Annotated in this window: 24 protein-coding genes; 12 read left to right on the forward strand and 12 right to left on the reverse strand. The window is 70.2% G+C overall.

The genetic code is table 11. The features are described from left to right. Positions 1 to 15 precede the first annotated feature (15 nt). Positions 16 to 855, reverse strand: coding sequence for a hypothetical protein (locus tag R2B38_RS39905; RefSeq protein WP_318020676.1), 840 nt, complete (start codon positions 853 to 855; stop codon positions 16 to 18). 60 nt (positions 856 to 915) lie between these two features. Between R2B38_RS39905 and R2B38_RS39910 the strand changes: the two genes are divergently transcribed. Then, on the forward strand, positions 916 to 1,404 hold the full coding sequence (locus tag R2B38_RS39910) for a MarR family winged helix-turn-helix transcriptional regulator (protein ID WP_318020677.1): 489 nt from the start codon (positions 916 to 918) through the stop codon (positions 1,402 to 1,404). A gap of 78 nt (positions 1,405 to 1,482) precedes the next feature. On the opposite strand, the gene R2B38_RS39915 is transcribed toward R2B38_RS39910, so the two are convergent. Then, the gene (locus tag R2B38_RS39915) at positions 1,483 to 1,848 is read right to left on the reverse strand and encodes a nuclear transport factor 2 family protein (protein WP_033280311.1); all 366 of its coding nucleotides are present in this window, start codon (positions 1,846 to 1,848) and stop codon (positions 1,483 to 1,485) included. A gap of 171 nt (positions 1,849 to 2,019) precedes the next feature. Between R2B38_RS39915 and R2B38_RS39920 the strand changes: the two genes are divergently transcribed. Beyond that, on the forward strand, positions 2,020 to 2,316 hold the full coding sequence (locus R2B38_RS39920; protein WP_318020678.1) for a hypothetical protein: 297 nt from the start codon (positions 2,020 to 2,022) through the stop codon (positions 2,314 to 2,316). A gap of 80 nt (positions 2,317 to 2,396) precedes the next feature. Here the strand turns inward: R2B38_RS39920 and R2B38_RS39925 are convergent, their stop codons facing one another. Continuing rightward, entirely contained in the window at positions 2,397 to 4,151 is a 1,755-nt protein-coding gene (locus tag R2B38_RS39925) for an ABC transporter ATP-binding protein (protein WP_318020679.1), read from the reverse strand. A gap of 158 nt (positions 4,152 to 4,309) precedes the next feature. Between R2B38_RS39925 and R2B38_RS39930 the strand changes: the two genes are divergently transcribed. From R2B38_RS39930 to R2B38_RS39940, 3 genes are all read left to right on the forward strand, one after another. Further along, positions 4,310 to 5,398 (forward strand): S-(hydroxymethyl)mycothiol dehydrogenase, encoded by a 1,089-nt coding sequence (locus R2B38_RS39930; RefSeq protein ID WP_318020680.1) that lies wholly within the window; start codon positions 4,310 to 4,312, stop codon positions 5,396 to 5,398. After that, positions 5,398 to 6,027 (forward strand): MBL fold metallo-hydrolase, encoded by a 630-nt coding sequence (locus tag R2B38_RS39935; RefSeq protein WP_318020681.1) that lies wholly within the window; start codon positions 5,398 to 5,400, stop codon positions 6,025 to 6,027. Before R2B38_RS39930 ends, R2B38_RS39935 begins: the two co-directional genes overlap by 1 nt. Before the next feature lie 86 nt (positions 6,028 to 6,113). Next, the gene (locus R2B38_RS39940; RefSeq protein ID WP_318020682.1) at positions 6,114 to 7,028 is read left to right on the forward strand and encodes an SDR family oxidoreductase; all 915 of its coding nucleotides are present in this window, start codon (positions 6,114 to 6,116) and stop codon (positions 7,026 to 7,028) included. A 9-nt stretch (positions 7,029 to 7,037) separates the two neighbouring features. On the opposite strand, the gene R2B38_RS39945 is transcribed toward R2B38_RS39940, so the two are convergent. Next, positions 7,038 to 7,565, reverse strand: coding sequence for a hypothetical protein (locus R2B38_RS39945; RefSeq protein WP_411978530.1), 528 nt, complete (start codon positions 7,563 to 7,565; stop codon positions 7,038 to 7,040). A 50-nt stretch (positions 7,566 to 7,615) separates the two neighbouring features. Between R2B38_RS39945 and R2B38_RS39950 the strand changes: the two genes are divergently transcribed. Continuing rightward, the gene (locus R2B38_RS39950; RefSeq protein ID WP_318020683.1) at positions 7,616 to 8,419 is read left to right on the forward strand and encodes an SDR family NAD(P)-dependent oxidoreductase; all 804 of its coding nucleotides are present in this window, start codon (positions 7,616 to 7,618) and stop codon (positions 8,417 to 8,419) included. Here R2B38_RS39950 and R2B38_RS39955 read toward each other — a convergent pair. Both R2B38_RS39955 and proP read right to left on the reverse strand, forming a co-directional pair. Continuing rightward, positions 8,393 to 9,793, reverse strand: a complete 1,401-nt coding sequence (locus tag R2B38_RS39955; RefSeq protein WP_318020684.1) for a pyridoxal phosphate-dependent decarboxylase family protein — start codon at positions 9,791 to 9,793, stop codon at positions 8,393 to 8,395. The two genes, R2B38_RS39950 and R2B38_RS39955, sit on opposite strands and share 27 nt — an antisense overlap. An 85-nt stretch (positions 9,794 to 9,878) precedes the next feature. After that, complete coding sequence (gene proP / locus R2B38_RS39960) at positions 9,879 to 11,363, reverse strand: glycine betaine/L-proline transporter ProP (protein WP_318021909.1); 1,485 nt, start codon at positions 11,361 to 11,363, stop codon at positions 9,879 to 9,881. A gap of 336 nt (positions 11,364 to 11,699) precedes the next feature. Between proP and R2B38_RS39965 the strand changes: the two genes are divergently transcribed. Further along, a complete protein-coding gene (locus R2B38_RS39965; RefSeq protein WP_318020685.1) occupies positions 11,700 to 12,398 on the forward strand; it encodes a L,D-transpeptidase in 699 nt (232 codons plus the stop codon). A 32-nt stretch (positions 12,399 to 12,430) separates the two neighbouring features. Here R2B38_RS39965 and R2B38_RS39970 read toward each other — a convergent pair whose 3' ends face one another. The 4 genes from R2B38_RS39970 to R2B38_RS39985 all read right to left on the reverse strand — a co-directional run bounded on the left by R2B38_RS39970 (position 12,431) and on the right by R2B38_RS39985 (position 16,986). Beyond that, entirely contained in the window at positions 12,431 to 13,630 is a 1,200-nt protein-coding gene (locus tag R2B38_RS39970) for a Gfo/Idh/MocA family protein (RefSeq protein ID WP_318020686.1), read from the reverse strand. 112 nt (positions 13,631 to 13,742) lie between these two features. Continuing rightward, positions 13,743 to 15,086, reverse strand: coding sequence for a sugar ABC transporter substrate-binding protein (locus R2B38_RS39975; protein WP_318020687.1), 1,344 nt, complete (start codon positions 15,084 to 15,086; stop codon positions 13,743 to 13,745). Between the two features lie 10 nt (positions 15,087 to 15,096). Then, complete coding sequence (locus R2B38_RS39980; RefSeq protein WP_318020688.1) at positions 15,097 to 16,053, reverse strand: carbohydrate ABC transporter permease; 957 nt, start codon at positions 16,051 to 16,053, stop codon at positions 15,097 to 15,099. 15 nt (positions 16,054 to 16,068) lie between these two features. Next, positions 16,069 to 16,986: a carbohydrate ABC transporter permease gene (locus tag R2B38_RS39985; RefSeq protein ID WP_318020689.1), complete on the reverse strand. Its 918-nt coding sequence runs from the start codon at positions 16,984 to 16,986 to the stop codon at positions 16,069 to 16,071. Between the two features lie 182 nt (positions 16,987 to 17,168). On the opposite strand from R2B38_RS39985, the gene R2B38_RS39990 reads away from it, so the two are divergent. Together R2B38_RS39990 and R2B38_RS39995 are read left to right on the forward strand one after the other, a co-directional pair. Continuing rightward, entirely contained in the window at positions 17,169 to 18,329 is a 1,161-nt protein-coding gene (locus R2B38_RS39990; protein ID WP_318020690.1) for an ROK family transcriptional regulator, read from the forward strand. Positions 18,330 to 18,428: 99 nt separating this feature from the next. Then, a complete protein-coding gene (locus R2B38_RS39995) occupies positions 18,429 to 18,614 on the forward strand; it encodes a hypothetical protein (protein ID WP_318020691.1) in 186 nt (61 codons plus the stop codon). A gap of 143 nt (positions 18,615 to 18,757) precedes the next feature. Here the strand turns inward: R2B38_RS39995 and R2B38_RS40000 are convergent, their stop codons facing one another. Further along, positions 18,758 to 20,128: a S1 family peptidase gene (locus R2B38_RS40000; RefSeq protein ID WP_318020692.1), complete on the reverse strand. Its 1,371-nt coding sequence runs from the start codon at positions 20,126 to 20,128 to the stop codon at positions 18,758 to 18,760. Between the two features lie 235 nt (positions 20,129 to 20,363). On the opposite strand from R2B38_RS40000, the gene R2B38_RS40005 reads away from it, so the two are divergent. From R2B38_RS40005 to R2B38_RS40015, 3 genes are read left to right on the forward strand one after another with little or no spacing between them, the layout of a single operon-like run. Further along, a complete protein-coding gene (locus R2B38_RS40005) occupies positions 20,364 to 21,122 on the forward strand; it encodes a type 1 glutamine amidotransferase domain-containing protein (RefSeq protein ID WP_318020693.1) in 759 nt (252 codons plus the stop codon). Between the two features lie 10 nt (positions 21,123 to 21,132). Continuing rightward, positions 21,133 to 21,519, forward strand: a complete 387-nt coding sequence (locus tag R2B38_RS40010; RefSeq protein ID WP_318020694.1) for a PPOX class F420-dependent oxidoreductase — start codon at positions 21,133 to 21,135, stop codon at positions 21,517 to 21,519. Positions 21,520 to 21,556: 37 nt separating this feature from the next. After that, positions 21,557 to 22,027 carry a DUF1003 domain-containing protein gene (locus R2B38_RS40015; protein WP_318020695.1) on the forward strand — a complete coding sequence of 157 codons (471 nt, stop codon included), beginning with the start codon at positions 21,557 to 21,559 and terminating at the stop codon, positions 22,025 to 22,027. An 87-nt stretch (positions 22,028 to 22,114) separates the two neighbouring features. On the opposite strand, the gene R2B38_RS40020 is transcribed toward R2B38_RS40015, so the two are convergent. Further along, positions 22,115 to 24,907: a hypothetical protein gene (locus R2B38_RS40020; RefSeq protein WP_411978531.1), complete on the reverse strand. Its 2,793-nt coding sequence runs from the start codon at positions 24,905 to 24,907 to the stop codon at positions 22,115 to 22,117. Positions 24,908 to 25,095: the final 188 nt, after the last annotated feature.

Consider the following 25,095-nt stretch of genomic DNA (forward strand, 5'->3'; position numbering starts at 1 on the left):
CGGGTTCCACGGCCGTCAGGGCCCGCTCTCCGCGGGCGGTGCCGTCGGGTCGACGCCGGCGAGGAATCCCCGGGCCTGTGCTTCGAGCCGTGGGGCCCCGACGGCTCCCGCCCAGTGTGCGACCTCCGTCGCGAGCGCCCGCGCGCCCGCCTCGTCGCCGGAGTCCCGGGCCAGAACGCCGAGCAGCAGGAGCTGGGAGAGGGTGCCGGGGACCGTGCCCGCGGCGGCGCCGAGCGTCGTCGCCCGGCGCCAGCGGTCCAGGGCGAGGGCGTGGTCACCGGCGTCGTGGTCGTGGTCGCCGAGGTGGCGCAGGGCCTCGCGGGCCAGCAACGGGTCCTCGACCGACTCGGCGGCGCGCAGCGCGGACGCGTAGTGGGGCGGCGCGCCCGCCAGGTCGGCGAAGTGGTTGTCCGTGATCAGGCCGAGGTACATCTCCGCCCAGCCCCGGCGTCCCTCGTCCGGGGCGCTGTCCCGCAGCGCCTCCGCCTCGCGGCGCAGGGACGCGAGGCTCTCCGGGTCCTTGCCGTCGGGGCCCAGTCGGAGCCGGCCGTCGACGACGAGCAGCCGGCGGTAGGTGTTCCGCAGCCGTGCCAAGTCCACGTCCCAGTCGCCGCCCGGGAACTCCTTCTCCGCCGTTTCGATACGTGCCGTCGCCGTGTCCGTGCCCGCGAACCAGTCCTGTTCCAGGGCGACTTGGGCGGCGGCGCGGGCGATCCGCGCCCGCGCATCGGGTGTGTCGGAGGTGCAGGTGTCCAGGAGGCGGGCGGCCCGCCTCCATCGCCCCGACACGCTCAACTCCTGTGCCGCGGCGATGAGTTCTTCGACGGGGACGACCGCGTTCGCTGTGGATGGCATGACGGGGAAGGTAGTCAGGCGAAAAACTATCCACAAGAAAACTACTGCGGGAGGCAGTTGATGGAGGACTCGGTCGACCGGCACGTGGCGGTCTGGGCTAAGGAACTCGCCTGGCTGGATCCGGTGAAGGAGGCGATCTTCTTCCGGCTGGCGATCCTCGCGCGGCACGCCGGCCGGACGCGACGGGACATGCTCGACTCCGACGGCCTCAAGCAGTGGCAGTACAAGGTGCTGCTCATGCTGCGCAGGCTCGGCCCGCCGTACGAGACGAGCCCCTCGCACCTCGCCGAACTGCTCGGGCTGACCCGTGGCGCGCTCTCCGCGCGGCTGGCGACCGTCGAGGAGGCGGGGCTGATCGTGCGCACCCATGAGACGGGGGACCGGCGGCGGGTGCGGGTGCGGCTCACCGACGCCGGATACGCGGTGTTCGAGCAGCACGTGGCGGCGGAGGAAGAGGGCGAGCTCGCGCTGCTCGCAGCACTGACCCCAGCAGAGCGGCTGACGCTCGCAGACCTGCTGCGGAAACTGGTGCTCGCCGCCGAGTCGTAGCAGAGCGCGCGGGTACCGTGGTCGCCGAGAAGGTCCAGGTCAGACGGGTGCTGATCCGGACCTTCGGCACCAGTCCCGTTAGCCGTCCCATGCCTGGATCATGGTCTGCCGGGTGATCTTGCCGTCCTCCAGCAGGAGCATCGACTCGGCGAGGACACGGGCCCCGTCCGGGTACTGACACGACTCGCTGTAGGCGACCCGGTCCCCTTGTACGACGCACTCCTCCAGCTTGTGCGTCATGTCGCGGCTGTAGACGTCGGCGAGCATCGCGCCGATCTCGTCCCGGCCGTGCAGGACCTTGGGGTGGCTGGGCTGGGTCTGGTGGTCGACGACGTGGATCTCGGCGTCGTCCGCGTAGAGCGACAGAAGTGTCGCCGCTGTGTGTTCTTCGATGCCCCGGCGCAGGGCTTCGGAGTCGAAGCCGGGGCGTGCCGCGGTGCCCATGGTGACCTCCTCGGAGGGCCGCGGCCCACACAGGAGCGAGCCGCGACGGGCCTCTCCTACGAGACTCCTCCGTTGTACCGGGGTCGGCAAACGCAGCGGCGCGCTCCGCCTCACGGGTGAGCGGTGCCCGGTACCCGTGACCGCGCGGGGACCGGCCGCGTTGCTGAGGGCATGATCTCAACACGACGTATTGCCGCCGCCGTTGGTCTCGCCGTCGGGGTCACCGGCCTCGTCGCGCCGATGGCGAACGCCGCCGACGCGCCCGCCTTCAAGGACGGCAAGGTCAGCCCGGTCGCCCTGCTGGACTCGCTCGCGGTGAGTGAGATCCCCGCCGAGCACCAGGCGGAGGTCCCGAAGGTCGCCAACCAGCTGCAGGGCCTGAACCACCTGAACGACCTCCAGCAGCTGCACCAGGTCACCGACATGGCCGCGCCGGTCACGGGACTCCTCCCCAGCATCGAGCCGTGAGCCCGCGGTACTGATCCCGCGGAGCACGCAGACCTCGAGGGCCGTCCGGAAACGGGCGGCCCTCAGCCGTTCCCGCGTGCTCAGCCCGCCGTCGCCAGGAACTGCGTCGCCGCCAGTTCCGCGTAGAGCGGGTCGGCCGTCACCAGCTCCCGGTGCGTGCCCACCGCGCGGACCCGGCCCGCGTCCATGACGACGATCCGGTCGGCCATCGTCACCGTGGACAGCCGGTGCGCCACGACCAGGACCGTCGTCGTACGGGCCACATCGGCGACGGTGTCGCGCAGGGCCGCCTCGTTCACCGCGTCGAGCTGCGAGGTCGCCTCGTCGAGGAGGAGCAGGCGGGGGTGGCGAAGGAGCGCGCGGGCGATGGCGACGCGCTGGCGTTCGCCGCCGGAGAGGCGGGTGCCGCGGTGGCCGACGAGGGTGTCGACGCCCTTCGGCAGTCTGGCGAGCAGGCCGTCGAGGCGGGTCGTCCTCAGGACGCGGGTGACGGCGGCGTCGTCCGCGTCCGGGTTGCCGAGCAGCAGGTTGTCGCGCAGGGAGCCGGACAGGACCGGGGCGTCCTGCTCCACATACCCGATGGCGGACCGGAGCCCGGACAGGTCCCAGTCCGCCAGGTCCCGGCCGTCGAGGGTGATCGCGCCGGACTCGGGGTCGTAGAAACGCTCGATGAGGGAGAACACCGTGGTCTTGCCCGCGCCGGACGGGCCGACGAACGCCGTCATGCCCTGGGCCGGTACCTCGAAGGTCACGCCGTGGTGGACGTAGGGGAGGTCGTCGGCGTAGCGGAAGCGGACGTCGTCGAAGGCGAGGGCCGCGGGCTCGGCGCCGGGGGTGGGCAACTCGGCGGGCGGGGAGGGGAGTTCGGCGGGGAGTTGGAGTGCTTCCTGGATGCGGGAGAGGGCGGCGGCGCCCGTCTGATACTGCGTGATCGCGCCGACGACCTGCTGGATCGGCTGCATGAGATAGAAGACGTAGAGGAGGAACGCGACGAGGGTGCCGACGTCGATCGCACCCGTCGCCACCCGCGCCCCGCCCACCGCGAGGACGGTGATGAAGGCGACCTGCATCGACAGGGCTGCCGTATTGCCCGCGGCGGCGCTCCACTTGGCGGCCCGCACACTCTGCCGCCACGACTCCTCGGCCGCCGCGTGCAGAGTGCGTTCCTCGCGGTCCTCGGCGCCGGACGCCTTCACCGTGCGCAGCGCGCCCAGGATCCGCTCCAGCGAGGCGCCCATCACGCCGACCGCGTCCTGCGCCTGCCTGCTGGCCCGGTTGATGCGCGGCAGGATCAGGGTGAGAACGGTGCCCGCGCCGGCGATCACGGCGAGGGTCACGCCCAGCAGTACCGGGTCAACCACCCCCATCATGACGACAGTTGCGACGAGCGTGAGCCCTCCGGTGCCGAGGCCGACCAGCGAGTCCGTGGTGACCTCGCGCAGGAGCGTGGTGTCGGAGGTGATGCGGGCCATCAGGTCGCCGGGCTCGCTGCGGTCCACGGCGGAGATCCGCAACCGCAGCAGATACGACGACAGGTTGCGCCGCGCGCCGAGCACCACCGACTCCGCGGTCCGCCGCAGAACGTAGGAACCCAGCGCGCCCAGCGCCGCGTTGGCGACCACCAGCGCCGACATCGCGAGCAACGCCCCGGTGATCGTCCGGTCGTGCGACAGATCGTCGATGAGTCCCCGCGCCACCAGCGGCAGCAGCAGCCCGGTACCGCCGGTGACCAGCGAGAGCAGCGCGCCCGCCAACAGGGCCCAGCGGTGCGGCCGTACGTAGTCGAGGAGAAGCCGCCAGGCCGGCGGACCGCTCTGCGTCCCTGCGATGCTCACGGCGCTCCTCGGGAGTCGGTCGGAACCTTCAGGCTACGTCGGCCGCGATCGGTCACGGTGGCGGGCAGGGGGCGTGGCCGGGACGTCAGCGTGCCCTTACCGATCAGTCACGCGTAGGGTCGGAGGCAGGGACAACGGCGACGAAAGGGTTCAGGACCATGGCGCAGGAAGTACGCGGCGTGATCGCACCGGGCAAGAACGAGCCGGTCCGGGTCGAGACGATCGTCGTACCCGATCCCGGACCCGGCGAGGCCGTGGTGAAGGTACAGGCCTGCGGGGTCTGTCATACCGACCTGCACTACAAGCAAGGTGGCATCAGCGACGACTTCCCGTTCCTGCTCGGGCACGAGGCCGCGGGTGTCGTGGAGTCGGTCGGCGAGGGCGTCACCGACGTGGCCCCCGGCGACTTCGTGATCCTCAACTGGCGTGCCGTGTGCGGGAATTGCCGCGCCTGTCTGCGTGGCCGCCCCTGGTACTGCTTCAACACCCACAACGCCAAGCAGAAGATGACCCTCGCCTCGACCGGCCAGGAACTCTCCCCGGCCCTGGGCATCGGCGCCTTCGCCGACAAGACGCTGGTCGCGGCCGGGCAGTGCACCAAGGTCGACCCGTCCGTCTCCCCGGCCGTCGCCGGGCTGTTGGGCTGCGGGGTCATGGCCGGGATCGGCGCCGCCATCAACACCGGCAACGTCGGGCGCGGTGACACCGTCGCGGTCATCGGGTGCGGCGGGGTCGGCGACGCGGCGATCGCTGGCTCCCGACTCGCGGGCGCGGCGCGGATCATCGCCGTGGACATCGACGACCGGAAGCTGGAGAAGGCCCGCTCCATGGGGGCCACGCACACCGTCAACTCCAAGGCGAGCGACCCCGTCGAGGCGATCCGCGAACTCACCGGTGGCTTCGGCGCCGATGTCGTCATCGAGGCGGTCGGCCGTCCGGAGACGTACAAACAGGCCTTCTACGCCCGGGACTTGGCGGGTACGGTCGTCCTCGTCGGTGTGCCCACGCCCGAGATGAAGCTCGAACTCCCGCTCCTGGACGTCTTCGGACGCGGTGGCGCGCTCAAGTCGTCGTGGTACGGCGACTGTCTGCCCTCCCGCGACTTCCCGATGCTCATCGACCTGCATCAGCAAGGGCGCCTGGACCTGGCCGCGTTCGTCACGGAGACGATCCAACTCGACGAGGTGGAGAAGGCGTTCGCGCGGATGCACGAGGGTGACGTGCTGCGTTCGGTGGTGGAGCTGTGATGGGCGCTCGTATCGAACACCTCGTCACCTCGGGGCAGTTCAGCCTCGACGGCGGTACCTGGGACGTCGACAACAACGTGTGGATCGTGGGCGACGACCACGAGGTCGTCGTCATCGACGCGGCCCATGACGCCGACGCCATCCTCGCGGCGATCGGCGACCGTCGGCTGACCGCGATCATCTGCACCCACGCGCACAACGACCACATCGACGCCGCGCCCGACCTCGCCGACCGCACCGGCGCCACGATCTGGCTGCACCCTGACGACCTGCCGCTGTGGAAGCAGACCCACCCCGACCGCGACCCCGACGCCCATCTCGCCGACGGTCAGGTGATCGAGGCCGCGGGCGCCGACCTGAAGGTCCTGCACACGCCGGGGCACGCGCCCGGCGCGGTCTGCCTGTACGACCCCGCGCTCGGCACGGTCTTCACCGGCGACACCCTGTTCCACGGTGGGCCGGGGGCCACGGGACGGTCCTACTCCGACTTCCCGACGATCATCGACTCCATCCGCGACCGGCTGCTCACCCTGCCGCCCGAGACGAAGGTCCTCACCGGGCACGGCGACTCGACGACTGTCGGGGCTGAGGCCGGTCACCTGGAGGAGTGGATCGCGCGGGGCCACTGAGACACCGCCGAATACCCGACAGAAGGTGTCCGGCTTCTCCTGCACGATCGGCATGACAGACGTCGAACGAGCACGGGAGGTCGGACATGCCGGGTCCACTGGAGGGCAAGGTCGCGCTGGTCGCGGGGGCGACACGCGGAGCGGGGCGCGGGATCGCCGTGGAGCTGGGCGCGGCCGGCGCCACCGTCTACGTGAGCGGTCGCAGCACCCGCGCGCAGCGCTCCGAGTACGACAGGCCCGAGACCGTCGAGGACACCGCAGACCTCGTCACCGCGGCCGGCGGCCGGGGCATCGCCGTGCCCACGGACCACCTGGAGCCCTCGGCCGTCCGGGCACTCGTCGACCGCATCGACGACGAACAGGGCCGCCTCGACGTCCTCGTCAACGACATCTGGGGCGCCGAGCACCTTTTCGCCTGGGACGCCCCGGTCTGGGAACACGACCTCGACAAGGGGCTCCGCCTCCTCCGGCTGGCGGTGGAGACGCACGCGATCACCAGCCACCACGCGCTGCCCCTGCTGCTGCGCCGGCCCGGCGGCCTGGTCGTCGAGATGACCGACGGGACCGCCGAGTACAACCGCGACACCTACCGCGTCTCCTTCTTCTACGACCTCGCCAAGACGTCCGTCCTGCGCATGGCCTTCGCCCTCGGCCACGAACTCGGTCAACGCGGCGCCACCGCCGTCGCGTTGACCCCGGGCTGGCTGCGCTCGGAGATCATGCTCGACCAGTTCGGCGTGCGCGAGGACAACTGGCGCGACGCTCTGGCCCGCGTCCCGCACTTCGCCATCTCGGAGACCCCGCGCTATGTCGGCCGCGCCGTCGCCGCCCTCGCCGCCGACCCCGAAGTGGCCCGCTGGAACGGGCAGTCGCTGTCCAGCGGCGGACTCGCCCCGGTCTACGGCTTCACGGACCTCGACGGCAGCCGCCCGGACGCGTGGCGGTACCTGGTGGAGGTACAGGACGTGGGGAAGCCCGCGGATGTGACCGGGTACCGGTGAGGTGCGCGGTCAGATCCGGGTCACCGGCCAGCGCCCCGAGTGGCCCGGCGGCAGCGCCAGATCGTCCCGTACGGCCGCGTAGTAGCCCTCGCGCCTGGCACGCTGACGCTCCATCAACTCGCTCCAGGCATGCGGGTCGTGGGTCTCCGCGCGCATGAACCGCTCCATCGCCATCACCGCGCCGACCCACGCCCGGGCCTTGTCCACCACCTCCGTGCTCCCCAGCAGGAGCAGCGCCTCACCGGGCGGATCCCGGTCCACGGTGGCCTCGGCCAGCAGCGGTTCCGCCTCGGCCGGGGAGAGCGGGTGCGGATGCGGGTCGTTGCCGAAGTGGGAGGCGACCCGGTACGTCAGGGTCACCGACTTCTTCAGCGTCCGGGCGTACTCGGCGTACACCTCCAGCCGCCGCTCCTCCCAACGGGCGTCCCGCTCACGGCGGAACCTCGCCTGGTCGCCCCGCACGATCGCGACGTACGAGCCGAGGGCGCCGATCACGACACCGATCAGCGCGGGGAGTTGCTGGATGAACGCGTTCATGTCCGCACGGTATCTGCCGAGTTGATCGTTGCGGCAGTATGTTCGGGACCATGACTGACACAACGCGCTTCGCGGGGTACGGAGTTCTCGTCACCGGTGCGGCCCGCGGCATCGGCGCGGCCATCTCCCGGCGGCTCGCCGAGGAGGGGGCGCGGGTTCTGGTGACCGACGTCGATCTGCCCGAGGCGGAGAAGACGGCGGCGGCACTGCGCGAACTCGGGCTGGCCACCGAGGCGTTCGGCTGCGACGTGGGGGACCGGGAGGCGGTGGAGCGGGCCGTCGCCCGGGCCGTCGAGTCCTTCGGGGCGCTCGACGTCCTGGTCAACAGCGCCGCGCACTGCACGCCCGACCTCCCGCTCTTCGAGGACCAGCCGGACGACGAGTGGGACCGCGACCTCGACATCACGCTGACGGGGACGTACCGCTGCTGCCGGGCCGCCCTCCCGCACCTGGTCGCCTCGGGACGCGGGGCGATCGTCAACATCGGTTCCGTGAACGGCAGTCAGGACTTCGGCAACCACGCCTACAGCGCGGCCAAGGCCGGACTCACCTCGCTGACCCGCACCCTCGCCGGGCACGCCGGCCGACGCGGCGTGCGGGTCAATCTGGTGATGCCGGGCACGGTACGGACCTCCGCCTGGGAGGGACGCGACCATGAACTGGACGTCCTCAGCGGGCTGTTCCCGCTCGGCCGGGTCGGTGAGCCCGAGGACATCGCCGCGGCCGTCGCGTTCCTCGCCTCGCGGGACGCCTCCTGGATCACCGGGACCACCCTCGCCGTAGACGGAGGGCTCACCGCGGTCAACTCCGGGTTCCGGCAGTCCCTTTCACAGCGCGGGGCCGAGGGGCAGTGAAGCCAGCGCCGCCAGCACCCGGTCCGTATCGGCCTCGGACGTACGCCAGTTGCTGAACGCGGCGCGCAGCGCGGGTGTCCCGTCGTGGACCGTCGGCGTCAGGAACGCCTCGCCGGTGTCCGCCACGGCCTCCGCCACGGCGGCCACGCGTTCCCGCGTGGGGTTCTCGGCCAGGGTGAAGCAGACGACGTTCAGCCGGACCGGCGCGGACAGCCGCAGGCCCGGGAGCGCGGCGATGCCCTCGCCGAGCCGGTGCGCGAGAGCCACGTTGCGCTCGACGATCTCGCGATGCCCGGCGCGGCCGTAGGCCAGGAGGGAGAACCAGGCCGGGAGGGCGCGCAGCCGCCGGGAGTTCTCGGGGGTGAGGTGGAGGAAGTCCGGGTCGCCGGTCGGTGAGCCCAGGTACGGGGACGCGTTGTGGAACACCCGGGTCTGCAGGTCGCGGCGGCGGGTGAACTGGACGGCCGCGTCGTAGGGCACGTTGAGCCACTTGTGGAGGTCGACGCAGACCGAGTCGGCCGCGTCGAGTCCGTCGACGAGGTGGGCGTACGCGGGGGAGAGCGCGGCGAAGCCGCCGAACGCGGCGTCCACGTGCAGCCAGAAATCGTGCCGTTCCTTGAGGGCGGCGATCGCGCGCAGGTCGTCGAAGTCGACCGTGTTCACGGTGCCGGCGTTGGCGACGACGATCGCCGGGCGGCCCTTCAACTCGCCGAGTGCCGCGTCGAGTTGGGCCACGTCTACGGCCTCGCGGTGGCCGGCGAGTACGGGCACGTAGTGCATCCGGTCGCGGCCGATGCCCAGCACGGACAGTGCCTTGGTGACGCTGGAGTGCGGACTGCCGGAGAGGACGTGGACCGGGCCGAGCGCGGCGGCGCCGTCCTGGGACACGTCCACGCCCTGGCGCTCGCCGAGCCATTCGCGGGCTACGGCGAGACCCACCATGTTGGACACGGTCGCGCCGGTGACGAAGGCCCCCGAGTGCGCCTCGCCGAGCCCGAACAGCTCGCGCAGCCAGCCCACCGTCTCCCGCTCCAGGGCGGCCGCCCAGGAACCGGCCGCGCCGGACACGTTCTGGTCGTACGCGCTGGTCAGCCAGTCCCCGGCGACCGACGCGGGCGTCGCGCCACCGGTGACGAAACCGAGGTAGCGCGGCCCCGCCGACCCCGAGAGCCCGGGCGCCCACCGCTCGGCGAACCGGGCGAGAGCCGCCTCGCCGCCGGTCCCCTCGGCCGGCAGCGGTTCCCCGTCCGGCGCCTTGTCGAGCCGGACGACCGGGCGCTCGGCCATCCCGTCCAGCTCACGGACGGCGAGGTCACGGGCGGCATGGAGGAGGGCGGGGAGCCGGGAGAGGTCGTCGGCGAGAGTGCGGTGCATGGGCGGCAGCGTAGGCGGAGGTCGAGGGCCGGGTATCGGGCCAATTCGGGGGAACTGGACTGGATCACACGCGGGCGCGCCGGTGTCAGTCGTCCCGGTGGGAGCGGTGCGGGAGGTGCCCCTGGCGCAGCCGGAGCCAGGTGTCGCGGGCCCGGCGGCCCGCGCGGGTGCGGCTGTGCGCGACCATCTCGCGGGCCTCCTGCTCGGACGCGGCCATGGCCGAGGACCCGCGCAGCGGCTTGCGCGCGGTCTCGCGCAGGAACAGGGCGGCGATCACCCCGATCACGCCCGCGACCATGAGGTAGTAGGCGGGCACGAGTTCGTCGCCGGTCACGTCGACCAGGGCGGAAGCGATCAGCGGGGTCGTGCCGCCGAACAGGGAGACGGAGAAGTTGTAGGCCAGGGACAGGCCGCCGTAGCGGAGATGGGTCGGGAAGAGCGCGGGGAGGGTCGCGGCGCTCGTGCCCGCGAAGCAGACCAGGAACAGGCCGAGGATCACACAGCCGATGGCGGGGAGCACGACGCCGCCCTGGCGGATGAGCTGGAAGACGGGGATCGAGAGGACGACCATGGCGCTGCCGCCCCAGAGGAACAGGGGACGCCTGCCGTACCGGTCCGAGGAGCGGCCGACGACGGTGATGGTGAGGGCGACCAGCACCATGGTGCCCAACACCAGGAGCTGGGCGGTGAGTTCGGACTCGCCGAGGGTGGAGCTCATGTACGTCGGCAGGTACGAGGTCACCATGTAGTTGGTGACGTTGTAGAGCAGGACGAGGCCGACACAGACGAGCAGGGCCTGCCAGTGCTCGGTGAACACTTCCTTGAGGCGGCCCTTCCCCGACATCCGGGCCTCCTCCCCGCGCTTCTCCTCGACCTCCTGGAACGCGGGCGTCTCCTCCAGCCTGAGCCGCATGTAGAGGCCGATGATCCCGAGCGGACCCGCGACGTAGAACGGGATCCGCCAGCCCCAGTCGACCATCTGGTCCTCGGACAGGGCGGCGGTCAGGACCGTGACCAGGCCGGAACCGAGGGAGTAGCCGACGAACGTGCCGAAGTCGAGCCAGCTGCCGAGGAAGCCGCGCATCCGGTCGGGGGAGTACTCCGCGATGTAGGTGGTGGCCCCGGCGTACTCGCCGCCGGTCGAGAAGCCCTGCACCAGCCGGCAGAGCAGCAGGAGCACCGGTGCGGCCAGGCCGATCGTCTTGTAGCCCGGCAGGAAGCCCACCGCGAAGGTGCTGATCGCCATCATGATCATGGTGACGGCGAGGACCTTCTGCCGTCCCACGCGGTCGCCGAGGGGCCCGAACACGAGCCCGCCGAGCGGCCGGACGAGGAAGGCCGCCGCGAAGGTCGCGAACGTCGAGATGACCTGGGCGCCCGGTGAGCTGCCCGGGAAGAAGACCTTGCCGAGGGTCGAGGCGACGTACGCGTAGACGCCGAAGTCGAACCACTCCATGGTGTTGCCCAGGGCCGCGGCCGACACGGCCCGTCGTACGGCCGGCCGGTCGGCCACCTTCACGTCGTCCGGGCTCAGGGCCTTCTTGCGCCGGCGCAGCAGCGTCCGGACCATCCGTTCGGTGCGCGCGTTTCCCGAGCCGAGCCCACGTCGCGGTTCGTTCGGGCCTGCGGGGTCCCGCCTGTCTGACCTCATGTGCACCTGTGCGTGTCGTCGGTGGGTTCCGCTTCGCGCTCCGTGCGGTCCGCGGAATGCTGACTGATCACGCCTAACCGGTGGGGGCCACCTGGAAACCCGTCGTCCGCTTATGAATGCCGTCTTCCGCGGAGCCCGCCCGGCGGCGGAGAATGTCACCGTTTCGTCGCGGTCCGGCCCGGGCCACAACCCTGTCGCCCGCGCACCGGTCTAGGTGGCAGAGATCGCAGTTCCGGCTAAGGGGGAGGGTCCGACATGGGGGACATACGCAGACGAGGTGCCATAGCGCTCGGTATCACCGGGCTGGTGGCACCGCTCACGCTCGTGCTGGGGAGTGCTCCGGCGCAGGCGGCGACGAGCTGTACGACGCAGAAGGGGCCGTACCAGAAGCAGGTCGAGAAGTTCCTCGGCCGACCGGTCGACGGGAAGCAGTCCGCCGCCGACTGCAAGGCGATCAAGGCCTTCCAGACCAAGCACGGCATCACGCCGAACATCGGCTACGCCGGGTCCGTCACCTGGGGCGTGATGGACCTCATGAACAAGCAGAAGGCCGTGGGCAACAAGCCGAACGCGGCCGGCAAGTGCCCGACGAACAAGGGCCGCATCGCCTGCGTGAACCTCACGCTCCAGATCAGCTGGATCCAGGACGGCAGCCGGCTCGTCTACGGCCCGGTCCCGGTCCGCACCGGCCGCAACGGCTACGAGACCCGCACCGGTCTGAAGAAGATCTACTGGCGGGACATCGACCACGTCTCGAACATCTACAACGTGCCGATGCCCTACAGCCAGTTCTTCGACGGCGGCCAGGCCTTCCACTCGGTCAGCCTCAGCATGTGGAACCCGCCGGGCTCGCACGGCTGCGTCAACATGACCCCGGCCACCGCCAAGAAGTACTGGTCGCTGCTGAAGAACGGCGACGACGTCTTCGTGTACGGCCGCAAGCCGGGCACCTGACAGTCGGTCACCCGGCTTGCGTACCAACCCGGTTACGCGGGCGCGTCGCCGAAGTCCGGGATCTCCAGCCTCGCCCCGCCCTGCCGTGCCGAGTCGTGCGCGATGATGCCCGGCAGGGTGTAGCGGGCCGCGACCCACGCGTTCACGCTGGGCAGGGTGCGGGAGTTGACCGCCGTCACGAAGTCGTCCGCCAGGAAGTGGTGGCTGCCCTCATGGCCGTTGTGCAGGTTGTCGAACTCCCGCGGCAGCCGCGACCGGTCGTGCACCGGCGCCGAGCCCGAGGTGAAGGCGGCCCGAAGATCCGGCGCGATGTGCTGGAGTGACGGATCGTCAGGAGACATGGTGGGCTTGGGCTCCAGCAGCTCGCTGATGTCCTGCACCCCCTTCTTGTCCTGCCAGAACGCCACCGTCGCGAGCTGCTCCATGCTCGCGTCCGTGCCGAAGAACCGGAAACGCGACTCCCGGATCTGCGAGGGATAGCCGACCCGCCGGAACTCGTTCGTACGGAACGAACCGCCGCCCGCGACCTCGAACAGCGCGGTGGCGTTGGAGAAGTCGTTGCCGAACTGGCTGACCTCCTTGTCGAAGACACCGTCCCCGCGCTCGTCGACGACGCCGATCGCCGACACGCTCACCGCATGCGTCTGCCACGCGCCGAGCACCCCGCCCACCGAGTGCGTCGGGTAGAGCAGGGGCGGATAGCTGGCGGTGGCCTTCCAGTTGTCGCCACCGCTGTACTGGTACGCCTCGTAGAACCCCAGGTCCATGTCGTGGACGTAGTCGCCCTCGGCGTAGAAGATCCGCCCGAAGGCGCCCTCCGCGATCTGGTTGCGGGCGTGCACGGTCGCGGGGTTGTACTGGCTGGTCTCGCCCATCATGTACGTCAGTCCGGTCGCCTTGACCGCGTCGATGATCGCCGCGATCTCGTCGGTGCTGATCGCCATGGGGACCGCGGAGTACACGTGCTTGCCGGCGCCGAGTCCCTGGAGGACCAGGGGGCCGTGCGTCCAGCGCTGGGTGAAGATCGCGACGGCGTCGACGGCCTTCGATTCCAGCATCGCCTCGTAGGAGGGGAAAGTGCCCGCCAGCCCTTGTTCGGCGACCAGTTGCTCCGCCCGCTCCGGCAGGAGGTCGGTCACATAGACCTCACTCACGCCCGGGTGGGCCTGGAACAGTCGGGCGAACTGGCCGGAGAACTGGCCTGCTCCGACGATGCCGAGGGAGAACGTCATGGGTGCGTGTCCTTCTCTGACGGGGATTTCCCTGAGCGGAAATCACTGAACGAACTTCACTGAACGAACTTCACTGAACGAACTTCACTGCGCGGACATCACCGGCCGGACATCACTGGCCGAGGATGAAGTTGATCTGCTTGTTGGTCTTGCTGAGGCCGCTGACCGGTGCGTCGTTGGCGTAGACGTCCTGCATGGCGGGGCGCATCAACGCGTACACGTCCGCCGAGTAGTTGGTGATCGGGAAGGAGAAGGTGGCGAAGTCCTTCTTGTCGGCGACCGGCCGGGTGAAGGCCGTGACGTCGATGCCCTTCTTCTTGTAGGCGGCGACGGCGGCGTTCGTGCCGTTCGGGGTCGCGGGGAAGACGATGCCGTAACTGCCCACGGTCTTTTGGCAGTTGTCCGATGACAGGTAGGTCACCCACTTCCGCGCGCCCGCCTTGTTGGGGGCGTTCTTGGTGATCGAGTCGGCCAGTCCGTTCATCATGGTCGCCCGTTTCCCGGTCGGACCGGTAGGGGTGTAGGCGGTGCCGATCTTGATTCCCTTGGCCGCGGCGTACGTGGAGATCATCCAGGCGCCGTCGAAGGCGGTCGCCGCCTTGCCTCCCGCGATCTGCACGTTGGGCGGGTTCGCGCCGTCGCTGTAGTCCGTGAACGGCGCCAGATAGCCCTTCTTCGCCAGGCCGAAGTACCACTTGACCGCCTGCTGGTAGGTCTTGCTGTCGTACTGGTACTTCGTGCCCCAGCGCGCCTTGTCCGTGTAGTTCCAGCCGGCCGAGGCGGTGAAGGGACTCCATGTCGTCTGGCCGTCGGAGTCACCGGCGCCACCGGTGGCCATGCCGTACACCTTGACGTGGTGCTTGTCGAAGCCCGGTTCGTCGCCGCGCCTGCCGTTCCTGTCGATGGTCAGATGCGCGATGGCCTTCTCGAAGGTGCCGCCGTCCGTGGGGTTCCAGGACAGGCTGTTGAGCTGGTCCGCGCTCAGACCCGCCGACTTGGCCATCTTCTGGTTGTAGAAGAGGGCGACCGTGTCCCAGTCCTTGGGTGTGCCGTACTGATGGCCGTCCTGGCCCTGCCAGTTGGCGGCGAGACCGGGCTGGTAGGCGGACGCGTCGATGTCGAGGTCGTCCAGCGGCTGGAGCACCTTCAGGTCGGCGAACTGGCCGAACTTCTGGATGTGGTCGGTGAACACGTCCGGCTGGGTGCCCGCGATGAAGCTCGCGGTGAGCTTGGTCCAGTAGTCGCCCCAGCCCAACTGGGTGATCTTCACCTTGAGTCCGGGGTTCTGCTGCTCGAAGCCCTTCGCGCAGGCCTGGTAGGCGGGGAGCTGGTTGGCGTCCCACAGCCAGTACGTCACCGTGTTCGAGGCCGACCCCACGGAGTCGCCCTGCGCGCAGCCCGCAGTCAGGGACAGCGCGAGCGCCCCGGTCAATGCCGTGACCGTACGAAGTCGCATGCCCTGCCCCTTACTTGATTCCGGTGAAGCTGATGGAACTCACGATGCGGCGCGCGAACACCCCGAAGAGCACGAGCATCGGGAGCGCGGCGATCAGGGTCGCCGCCATCAGGCCCGACCAGTCGTAGCCGCTCTGCGGGGTCTGCGAGCGGAAGATCGCCAGCGCCACCGACAGCACGCGCGAACTGTCGCTGTAGGACACCATCAGCGGCCAGAAGTAGTCGTTCCAGGACGTGATGTACGTCAGCACGCCCAGGGTCAGGACCGGGGTGGCCGCCATCGGGAGCAGCACCCGGAAGAAGACGCGGACCTTGCCCGCGCCGTCGAGCAGGGCGGCCTCCTCGACCTCGCGCGGGATGTTCATGAAGAACTGCTTGAGGAAGAACACCGCGAACGGCGTCATGAACATCGTCGGCAGCGAGATCCCCAACAGGGTGTCCACGAGCCCGAGTTGCTTGATGAGGACGAAGTTCGGCAGCAGGGTGAAGATGGCCGGCACCATCAGCCCGGCCAGGAAGAGACCGAACATCCGGTCCCGGCCGCGCCAGCGGAGCCGGGCGAAGGCGTAGGCGGCCATCGCGGAGAAGAACACCTGGCAGACGGTGACCAGGGTCGAGACGACCACCGAGTTGAGCAGATAGCGCCAGAACTTGAGGCCACCGCCCGAACCGCCTTGCGCGATCGCCTCCTTGGTCGACTGGAGGCCGAGCGCCCGCTCGAAACCGCCGGTGGTGAAGTCGACCGGCAGCGGGTCCGAGGGGTGGGCGGCGAGCCCGGTGTTGCTGGAGAGGGCGGTGCGCAGGATCCAGTAGAAGGGCAGCAGTGTGATCAGCGTGATCGCGGCCATCGCGATCCAGGCGGCGATCTTGCCGACGGAGGGCCGGGGCCGGGGCGGGCGTACGATCTCCTGCTTTGCCGTAGGCGTAGGGGTGTTGGGCACATTGGGCGTGGTGGTCAGGGTGGCCATGTCGACTCCTTCCGGTCAGCCGAGGTCGGTCTGGCCGGCGCGGGTGAGCCGGTACTGGAGGAACGTGATCGCGCTCAGCACGATCAGAAGGGCCACGGACATCGCGGACGCGTAGCCGAACTGGAAGCGGCCGAACGCTGAGCCGTAGATGTAGTACTGGAGGACGTTCGTCGCGTTCGCCGGGCCGCCCGCGGTGGTCACCGCGACCGTGTCGAACACCTGGAACGAACCGATCACCGTCATGATCAGCACGACCGCGAGGACCGGGCGCAGCAGCGGCATCGTGATCCGCCAGAACATGCGCCACTCGCTCGCGCCGTCCACCTTGGCCGCCTCGTACATGTCGCCCGGGATGGCCTGCAGCCCGGCGAAGAGCAGCAGCGCGGTGTAGCCGACGTGCCGCCACACGTTGATCAGGGCGATCGTCGGGATCGCCCAGGTCTTGTCCGCGAGGAACGGGATGTGGTCGAAGCCGAGCCCGCCGATGATCTCGTTGCCGATACCGAGCTGGGTGTCGAGGATCCACAGCCAGACGATGCCGGCGACGACGTTCGACATCAGGTACGGCGTGAGCACGATCCCGCGCAACAGGGCGGACTGGGTGAGCCGTTGGAGCAGGACAGCGATCGCGAGGGCCGCCACCGTCTGGATGCCGATGTTGATGAGGACGTACTCGACGGTGACCTTCAACGACGACCAGAAGATGGGGTCGTGAACCATCCGGTCGTAGTTGTCGAGGCCCACCCACTTCGCCGGGGTCAGCAGGTTGAAGCGGGTGAAGCTCAGATAGATGCCACGCAGGGTCGGCCAGAGCAGGAAGACCAGGAAACCCAGCAGGGCCGGGGCGATGAAGACCGCCGCCAGCCGACCGTCGCCGCTGTCTTCACGGGCCCGCGGCCTGCGGGTCGGGGGACTGCTTGAGGCGATGGTCATCTGGAGACTCCCTTGTCTACGACGGCTCGTCCTCGGGCCACTTACTTTCGTCACGAAAGAATCCAGGCGTCAATAGCCGTGCATGGATCTTTTCTGTGCGGGATTGTGGTCGTAGAGTGGCCCTGTTACTTCCAGAGGAAAAGAAACCTCGGGGAGGGAAACCCTGTGGGAGTGTGACCCTCATGACCACACGTGCCGCCAGCTGGCAGCCGCTGAGCCCCGGTGAACGCTCCGTCGCGATCGAGGTCCTCGTCCACGGCCCGCTGTCGCGCACCGACCTCGCGCGCCGGCTCGACCTCTCGGCGGGCAGCCTCACCCGCCTCACCAAACCGCTGATCGAGTCCGGCCTGCTGGTCGAGGTCGCCGACGGCGGCGGCCCGGCCGAGATCCGCCAGGGCCGCCCCTCCCAGCCCCTCGACGTGGTCGCCGAGTCGCGCACGTTCCTCGGCTTCAAGGTCACCGAGGACATGGTCTACGGCGTCGTCACCACCCTCAGGAGCGACATCGTCGCCCGCCTCGACCGGCCGCTCACCACCCACGATCCCGCCCGAGTGGCCGATCTGCTGGGCGAGATGACCGCCGAACTCACCGCCCGTTTCCCCACGCTCACCGGCATCGGTATCGGCGTCGGCGGACTCGTCCAGGACCGTGCGGTGGTGGGGGAGTCGGCCTTCCTGCAGTGGAGCGACGTCCCGCTGGCCCAACTCGTCGAGGAGCGCACCGGGTTGCCGGTCGTCGTCGAGAACGACGTGGCCGCGCTCGTGGAGGCCGAGACCTGGTTCGGCGCCGGGCGGGGCCTCGACCGCTTCGTCGTCCTCACCATCGGCGCCGGGATCGGCTACGGCCTCGTCCTCGGCGGAAAGCGGGTGCCGTACGCCGAGGAGGACCGCGGGTTCGGCCGCCACTGGATCCTGAACCCCAACGGCCCGATCACCCCCGCCGGTCAACGGGGCAGCGCCGTCTCGCTGTTGACCATCCCCAGCATCCGCTACCAGATCCGCGCCGCCACCGGACTCGACCTGAGCTACGAGGAGATCCTCGCCCGCGCCGCCGCCGGTGAGGCCATGCCGGCCCGCGTCATCGACGAAGCGGCCCGCGCGCTGGGCACGTTGGTCGCCCAGATCGCCAACTTCGTGCTGCCGCAGAAGATCCTGCTCGCTGGTGAAGGCGTCGGCCTGATCGACGTGGCGGGCAAGACGGTGGACGACACGCTCCGCGCCCACCGGCATCCGCTCGCCGCCCCGCTCGACGTGGAGACGAAGGTGTCCGACTTCCACGACTGGGCGCGTGGCGCGGCGGTGTTGGCGATCCAGGTGCTGGTGCTCGGTGTGGCCGAGGTGTGAATTGCGTTACGGGGCTTGACAGATGACGTGATCAGCAACACGGTCCGATATGTCCGAATAGCTCGTGATTACTCACATCGCCTTCACCTTCGGCGACGTATGCTTCACACCATGTCCACCAGCGTTGAATCAGCCACCGAGCGATCGGCAGCCGAGGTCAACGAGGAGATCAGGGCCCTGTGGCACCGATCGGGCGGGACACTGAGCGTCGAGCAGCGCGAGGAGTACCGACGGCTTGTGATGGAGTGGGCCGCTGCGGCTCCCCACCCGGCTGAAGCGGCCTGAGCGCCGCCGCTGTCGACCGACGCAGGTGTCGTTGTCGGTATTCGGTATCCCGCCGCCCGGCCATCCTCGTGACCCCGGTCCAGCCGGTCGAGCCCCTGTAGACCCGACCGACCCGATCACCTTCGTCGAACTCCCTTGAGTGATCAGCCCCACATCGCCGAGTAGTGCCGCTGGAACGCCTTGCGGTCCTGCTCGGCGCGGATCCAGCGCGTCGCCACCAGCGCGATCAGACTTCCCGCGATGACCAGCAGACCGGGACCCACGTTCTTCGGGTCCGTGAGCCGGGCCGCCAGGGTCGTCGACCCTTCCGCCGTGGCATTCGTCGCCGGCGCGGAGGTTCCGGGGGTGACCGAACCGGCTGCTGCCGCTCCGGCGGCTGCGGAGGCCGACGGCGCGGGCGAGGCGGCCGTCTTCGGCGCCACCAGCAGCTTCACGTTCAGCGCGGCCAGCGCCTTGGTCAGCGGCTGGAAGAACGTCGTACCGCCCGCCGTGCAGTCACCGCTGCCGCCCGAGGTGACGCCCAGCGCGATGCCGTTGGCGAACAACGGGCCGCCGCTGTCGCCCGGTTCGGCACACACCGTGGTCTGGATGAGACCGGTGACCGTGCCCTCGGGGTAGTTGACCGTCGCGTTGAGCGCGGTCACCTCGCCGTCGTGCAGCCCGCTGGTGCTGCCGCTGCGGAACACCTTCTCGCCCACGGCCGCGTCGGCCAGGCCCGTGATGGTCACCCCGCTGCCGTTGCCGATCGCGACGACGTCCGCGCCGTCACCGGCGGAACCGCTCGCGTACTGCACCAACGAGAAGTCGCTGCCGGGGAAGTTGTCGGAGACCGTCTTGCCCAACTGCTGGTCACCCTGGTTGTTGGCGAACCAGATGGACCCGACCGGCCCGCAGTGCCCGGCCGTGAGGATGAAGTCGTTCGTCCCGTCGGTCACGTTGAAGCCCGCCGAACAGCGCCCGCCGGTCGACAGGATCGGCTGCGCGCCGTTGATGCGGGTCGTGAACTTGCCCTGCGTGCGCTGCATCTGGACGGAGGCACCGATGCCCTTCGCGACCTTCGTCATCGCGGTCCAGGCGGTGGCCGAGACACTGCTGTCGGCCTCCACCAGCACCCGGTTGTTGCGGTAGTCCATCGCCCACGCGGTGCCCGGCACCTTGGGCGCCGAACTCAGCGTCGCGGCAGCCGAGTTCAGCACGTTCATGCTGTACGGCACGACCTTCGCCTCGGCACCGGCCTTCGTCACCTCGGCCGCCGTCTTCGCGTCGGTCACCGCGACGACCGTACGGCCGCCGGAATCGACCCAACTGCCCGCCGTACGGGCCGAACCGAGCTTCGCCACCAGGGCGGAACCCTTGTCCGCGGGTGTCTGCGGCGCGCTGAGCGTGGCGGCGGACGTGCCGGAAGAGTCACTGGCCATGGCCGCCTGGGTGACCATGGCACCTCCCAGCAGGAGTCCGCCGACGGCCGCCAACCGTGTAACTCGCCGGATGACCCGTCGTCGTGCGTGCCTCATGCTTGGCTCCCGAACCCCGAACGTGCGGTGCGACACCGCGGGACTCTCCGGTCGTTGAGTGCCCTTCCTCCATACGTGGCCGGGCGCTCGTGTGTTCACCGGACGGAAGGTCGGCTTCAGCGCGTACGTCCAACGAGCGGTCCATACGGCCGAGTTGGCTCGGCGGTACCCAGACGGAGCCCGGTGCCCTCGCCGTGCTGTCATGGACACCCGCCCCGGCTGCCATGATGACCCCATGCGCGTGCTGATGCCCGTTCCCGACCGGGACTTCGATGTCACCGAGGTCGCCGTGCCGTGGCGGTTGCTCACCGAGGCCGGGCACGAGGTCGTCTTCGCCACCGAGCGGGCCGGGACCCTGCCCGCCGCGGATCCTCGGTTGCTGACCGGCGTGCTCTTCGGGCAGCTCGGTGCCGAGGACGAACCCAAGCGGTTCTACGAACAGCTCACCGCCGCACCGGAGTTCGGTGACACGGTCGCGTGGGCGGACCTGGACGTGACCCGCTTCGACGGACTGTTGCTGCCCGGCGGACACGCGCCCGGTATGCGTCAGTACCTGGGATCCCCTGAACTGAGCTCCAAGGTGGGGGAGTTCTGGAAGCTCGGCCGTCCGGTCGGTGCGATCTGTCACGGGGTTCTCGTGCTCGCCCGTACCCAGGACCCGGACACCGGTCGCAGCATCATCGCCGGACGCCGTACGACCTGTCTGCCCAAGTACATGGAACGCACTGCCTACTTGAGCACCGCCTGGCGTCTCGGGCGCTACTACCGGACCTACCCCGCCTACGTGGAGGACGAGGTGCGGGGCGCCCTCGACAACCCCGGGGCGCAGTTCGAGCGCGGTCCCAAGGAACTCACCCGGCGTGGCACCGCGAGCGACGACACGCACGCGTTCGTCGTGCGGGACGGGGCCTATCTGTCGGCGCGCTGGCCCGGCGACGCCTACCTTTTCGCCCGCCGGTATCTCGATCTGCTGCGGGCACCCGCGGGTGCTTAGACTGCCGACCATGGACGAGACCCCGCTGGACCGGCTCGGCGCAGGCCAGTACCTGCTGATCACCAGTTTCCGCAAGAACGGCTCCCCGGTCGCCACCCCGGTGTGGGTGGTGCGCGACGGCGAGACCCTCGGTGTGTGGACGGTCGCCGACTCCTGGAAGGTCAAGCGCATCCGGGCTCGGGCCGACGTCCTCGTCGGCCCCTGCGACCTGCGCGGCAACCCGACCGGCAACCAGGTGCCCGGCACCGCCGAGATCGCCGACGCCGAGACCACCGCCCGCTACCGCAAGCTCATCACCCGCAAGTACGGCCTCACGGGGCGCATCACACTCCTCGGGAGCAGGCTGCGCCGCGGGCTCGACGGCACCCTCGGCATCCGCGTGACGCTCACCCCCTGAGGACGAACCCCTTGCACACCGAACCCAGGGAGCGCCCGTGGATCCCGCGCTGAACCCGGACGAGCTGCGACTGCGGCAGGAGCGCATCGTCTTCGCCCGGATGCGCAGCACCCAGGACCGGGTCGCCGACGCGATCACCGCGTTCGCCGGCACCATGCTCTTCGTCTACATCCACGCGCTGTGGTTCGCCGTCTGGATCGCCCTCAACGAAGGACTCCTCGGGAAGGGCGGGATCTTCGACCCGTATCCGTACGGGCTGCTCACGATGATCGTCAGCCTGGAGGCCATCTTCCTGTCGACCTTCGTCATGGTCAGCCAGAACCGCCAGGCCACCCGCGAGAACGTCCGCGCCGACCTCGACTTCGAGACCAACCTCCGCTCCGAGGTGTGGTCCGCCCACATCGGCGCCGCGCTCGGCCTCGACCCCCGCGAGGTCGAACAGCGCGTCCAGGAACTCCTCACCGAGAACCGCGCCAAGATGAACGGCGGGACGCAGAAGGCGAGTTGAGCGTCCGCTGGGCGAATGTGACGAAGGGGCCGCAGCTTTCGCGCTGCGGCCCCTTCACGTCGTACGACCTTCTGCTACGGCCTTCCGCTATGACGCGTCGAGCACCGTGCCGGTCAACTCCGGTCCGCCGCTCTGCGGATCCCCGTTCTCGTTCACGCCCACGAACCGTACGGACTCGGGCTGTTCGGTCACCTGGTCCGTGATCGTCGGCACGCTGATCTCTCCGCTCAGCTGGCCCGCCGGGACAGTGGTCCAGAGGAACAGGCCCAGCACCTTGGACAGCGGGCGCTCCGGCGCGGCCTCCTCACCGGAGTTCTCACTGAGCCACTGCGGGTCGACGTCCAGGGTCGACAACTCCGCGCCGGAGGCGATCGGTTGGACGAGGAACGCCGGGTTCAGCTCCACGTCGGCCGGTGCGGACAGCGTCACCTTCCACTTGAGGGGCTGGCCCTCGGTGACCCGGTCCGCGAGCGGCGTGACCTTGAACGTGGGCATCGGGTCGTCGTTCTCCGTGGTCACCCCACCTCGATGGGCGCCGACCACCGCGCCGTGCACCGCCTTCACGAAGATGTCGTGCTGGACGCCGTAGTCGAAGCGGGTGTTGCCCTCCACCTTCACCGGTACGTCGATCGTGTCGCCGCCGGGCCGTACCGTCACCAGACGTGAAGTGTCCTGGTTCGTGGCCGGGTTGTTGATGTAGACGCGGACCTGACCGCTGCCGTGGCCGGACACCTGGACGGGCACGCGGTACGTCTTGACGCCCGAGTCCCCTTCCTTGACGGTGAGCCGGCCGATGTCGACGCGGGGGAGCGGGGCCGAGGTGACCGCCGGAGTGCCGGGGCGCCAGGCCCAGGCGTCCATCAGCCAGGCCTGGCCGGTGCGCGAACGCGGGGTCAGGTCAAGGGACTTGATGTGGCGCAGGTCGAGCCCGGCGTGCGAGGCGGCGGCCAGCGGTACGCGGACCTCGCGGGCCCAGTAGGAGGCGGTGCGCTGGGTGCCGGGCAGGCCGTCGACGCGGACGCGGCCGAGCGTCGCCCGGTGGCCGGAGGTGTCGGTCACGGACACGTCGAGCTGGGTGCCTGTGGTGTTGGGCGGCACGATCACGCGCAGGGCGAGGCCCTTGGCACCGCCGAGGGAGACCGGCTTGCCGGGACGCACCGTCACCTTCGAACCGGCGGCGGACCAGCGCAGGGCGACGGCCCGGCGGCCGACCTCCTTCGTGGCCTCCCACTGCGCGAAGTGCGGCGAGATGCCCTTGGAGTCGTCGCTCAGGCAGGCGACGGCCGGGTCGGGGTCCACCGCGGAGCACAACTTGGCGCCGGACACGGTGACTTGGCCGTCGGGGAGGAAACCGGCGCCGCGGTTCGCGCCCACCGCGTGGGTGAGGACCCGGGCGGGGTCGGCGGAGGGGGCGCGGCGGCCCGAGCCGTCGAGCAGCTCACGCGCGCGGTCGTCCCCGGCGATGAACAGCCGTGCCGCCGTGGCGATGTAGGTGGAGCCGGCCTTGTGCTGCTGGTCGGCGGTCAGGCGCGTCGCCGCGCCGGGCGAGCACACCGCGTCCCGCTGGTCGGGGTCGTCGTAGAAGTCGTCCTCGGCGGGCGCCTGGGCCTGGCCCGGCGTCCACTCGGTGTTGAAGAAGTTGTGGTCGGCGCCCTCGACGTAGACCGCGCTGTGCAGGGCGGCACCCCGGCTGACCCCGCGTGTGCCGTCGACGTAGACCTCGCCCTGGAGGTCGGAGACGTCACCGTCGCAGCCGGGCAGGATCGTCACCGACGGGACGTCGGCCACCGGGTTCTGGCCGAAGATCGTCGGGCCGATGAGGACGGTGCCGCGGATCTTCCAGCGGACCGGGCCGCGGTAGCCGTCCTGGGCGGCCGGCGGCGGGTAGAGGCTGTCCATCGCCGCGCGGTTGACGCCCTCGCCGCCGCGCGAGTGGCCGATCAGCAGGACGCGGGAGAGGTCGGCCCGGGGCGCGTCGCGGACGACCGCCGGAGCAGTCTCCGGGTGGGCGGACCACTCGGCCCAGTGGGCGAGGTGCTGCCGGACCAGCGACGAACGGCCCTCCGCGCCGGCGTCCTCGACGTCAGCGTCCTGGGCGTTGATGCCGTTCGCGGAGATCGACACCGTGACATAGCCCTGGGAGGCGAGGAGTTGCTGGTCGCGCAGGTAACCTCGGTAGCTCGGGACCGACTTGAGGCCGGTGGGGCAGGGCCAGTCGCCGGTGATGTCCCCGGTGCCGGGCTTGTAGCAGGTGTAGTGGCGGCCGTGCAGGAACAGCGCGAGCGGCCGCTTGCCGGTGGCGCCCTTCGGCGCGACCACGACGGCCTGCATCTCGATCGGCTGCGGATACCCGGGCAGCCGGACCGAGTTGAGCGTGTACTCGCCGGTCGTCGTACGGTACGTGCCCGGCTTGCCGGGGTCGATCGCACCGGCCGGGAGCTGGGCCGCGGGCCGCGCGGCGGCCTCCGAACGGCCCGTGCCGGAGCCGGTGTTGTCAGCGGCGGCGTCCAACCGCCGTCCTGCGGCCATTACCTGAAGGTCCGTCAGCTGCCTGGAGGCGGCGGCACCGAGGCCGAGCCGGAACGTCCGGCCGTCCTTCGCCGGGTTCGGCACACCGAGGAGCCGGCCCCCGGCATGGAACTCGACGCGCGCGTCCCCCATGGGCACCCGCTTGCCCGAGCGCCAGACCAGCTGCCGCGCGGAACCCTTCCCCGTGATCCGCCAACCCGGCGGAAGAGTACCGTCGTTGGCCGTCGCCGTCGCCGTCGCCGTGAACGGTCCGGCGTCCGACGGTGGCGCCGCCTGCGCCGACCCGGACATCCCTCCCGCCACCGCGAGCACCGTCGCGGCCGTGACCCATATTCGCCGGGCACGGAACAATGTGTTCTCCTCCTCGAACCCCAGGCTCAGGCGTCCCGTGTGTCACGGGAGCCTCTCGCGCGCCGGAGGACGAGAAGCGGAGCCTGTGGGTTGCCTGTGGAGGAGGATTCGGCCGATCTTCGTCGGCCGGGCCTGAACCCGGCCTCGCGCCACGGCCGTTCGGACGCGGTCCCTGGACCGACGCCGAT

Origin of the sequence: Streptomyces sp. N50, from assembly GCF_033335955.1 — a bacterium.
Taxonomy (GTDB): Bacteria; Actinomycetota; Actinomycetes; order Streptomycetales; family Streptomycetaceae; genus Streptomyces.

Bases quoted from the DNA above. Each gene is read 5' to 3' on its own strand.
- R2B38_RS39905 (WP_318020676.1), bottom strand. From the start codon at position 855: ATGCCATCCACAGCGAACGCGGTCGTCCCCGTCGAAGAACTCATCGCC.
- R2B38_RS39910 (WP_318020677.1), top strand. From the start codon at position 916: ATGGAGGACTCGGTCGACCGGCACGTGGCGGTCTGGGCTAAGGAACTC.
- R2B38_RS39915 (WP_033280311.1), bottom strand. From the start codon at position 1,848: ATGGGCACCGCGGCACGCCCCGGCTTCGACTCCGAAGCCCTGCGCCGG.
- R2B38_RS39920 (WP_318020678.1), top strand. From the start codon at position 2,020: ATGATCTCAACACGACGTATTGCCGCCGCCGTTGGTCTCGCCGTCGGG.
- R2B38_RS39930 (WP_318020680.1), top strand. From the start codon at position 4,310: ATGGCGCAGGAAGTACGCGGCGTGATCGCACCGGGCAAGAACGAGCCG.
- R2B38_RS39935 (WP_318020681.1), top strand. From the start codon at position 5,398: ATGGGCGCTCGTATCGAACACCTCGTCACCTCGGGGCAGTTCAGCCTC.
- R2B38_RS39940 (WP_318020682.1), top strand. From the start codon at position 6,114: ATGCCGGGTCCACTGGAGGGCAAGGTCGCGCTGGTCGCGGGGGCGACA.
- R2B38_RS39945 (WP_411978530.1), bottom strand. From the start codon at position 7,565: ATGAACGCGTTCATCCAGCAACTCCCCGCGCTGATCGGTGTCGTGATC.
- R2B38_RS39950 (WP_318020683.1), top strand. From the start codon at position 7,616: ATGACTGACACAACGCGCTTCGCGGGGTACGGAGTTCTCGTCACCGGT.
- R2B38_RS39955 (WP_318020684.1), bottom strand. From the start codon at position 9,793: ATGCACCGCACTCTCGCCGACGACCTCTCCCGGCTCCCCGCCCTCCTC.
- proP (WP_318021909.1), bottom strand. From the start codon at position 11,363: ATGGTCCGGACGCTGCTGCGCCGGCGCAAGAAGGCCCTGAGCCCGGAC.
- R2B38_RS39965 (WP_318020685.1), top strand. From the start codon at position 11,700: ATGGGGGACATACGCAGACGAGGTGCCATAGCGCTCGGTATCACCGGG.
- R2B38_RS39970 (WP_318020686.1), bottom strand. From the start codon at position 13,630: ATGACGTTCTCCCTCGGCATCGTCGGAGCAGGCCAGTTCTCCGGCCAG.
- R2B38_RS39975 (WP_318020687.1), bottom strand. From the start codon at position 15,086: ATGCGACTTCGTACGGTCACGGCATTGACCGGGGCGCTCGCGCTGTCC.
- R2B38_RS39980 (WP_318020688.1), bottom strand. From the start codon at position 16,053: ATGGCCACCCTGACCACCACGCCCAATGTGCCCAACACCCCTACGCCT.
- R2B38_RS39985 (WP_318020689.1), bottom strand. From the start codon at position 16,986: ATGACCATCGCCTCAAGCAGTCCCCCGACCCGCAGGCCGCGGGCCCGT.
- R2B38_RS39990 (WP_318020690.1), top strand. From the start codon at position 17,169: ATGACCACACGTGCCGCCAGCTGGCAGCCGCTGAGCCCCGGTGAACGC.
- R2B38_RS39995 (WP_318020691.1), top strand. From the start codon at position 18,429: ATGCTTCACACCATGTCCACCAGCGTTGAATCAGCCACCGAGCGATCG.
- R2B38_RS40000 (WP_318020692.1), bottom strand. From the start codon at position 20,128: ATGAGGCACGCACGACGACGGGTCATCCGGCGAGTTACACGGTTGGCG.
- R2B38_RS40005 (WP_318020693.1), top strand. From the start codon at position 20,364: ATGCGCGTGCTGATGCCCGTTCCCGACCGGGACTTCGATGTCACCGAG.
- R2B38_RS40010 (WP_318020694.1), top strand. From the start codon at position 21,133: ATGGACGAGACCCCGCTGGACCGGCTCGGCGCAGGCCAGTACCTGCTG.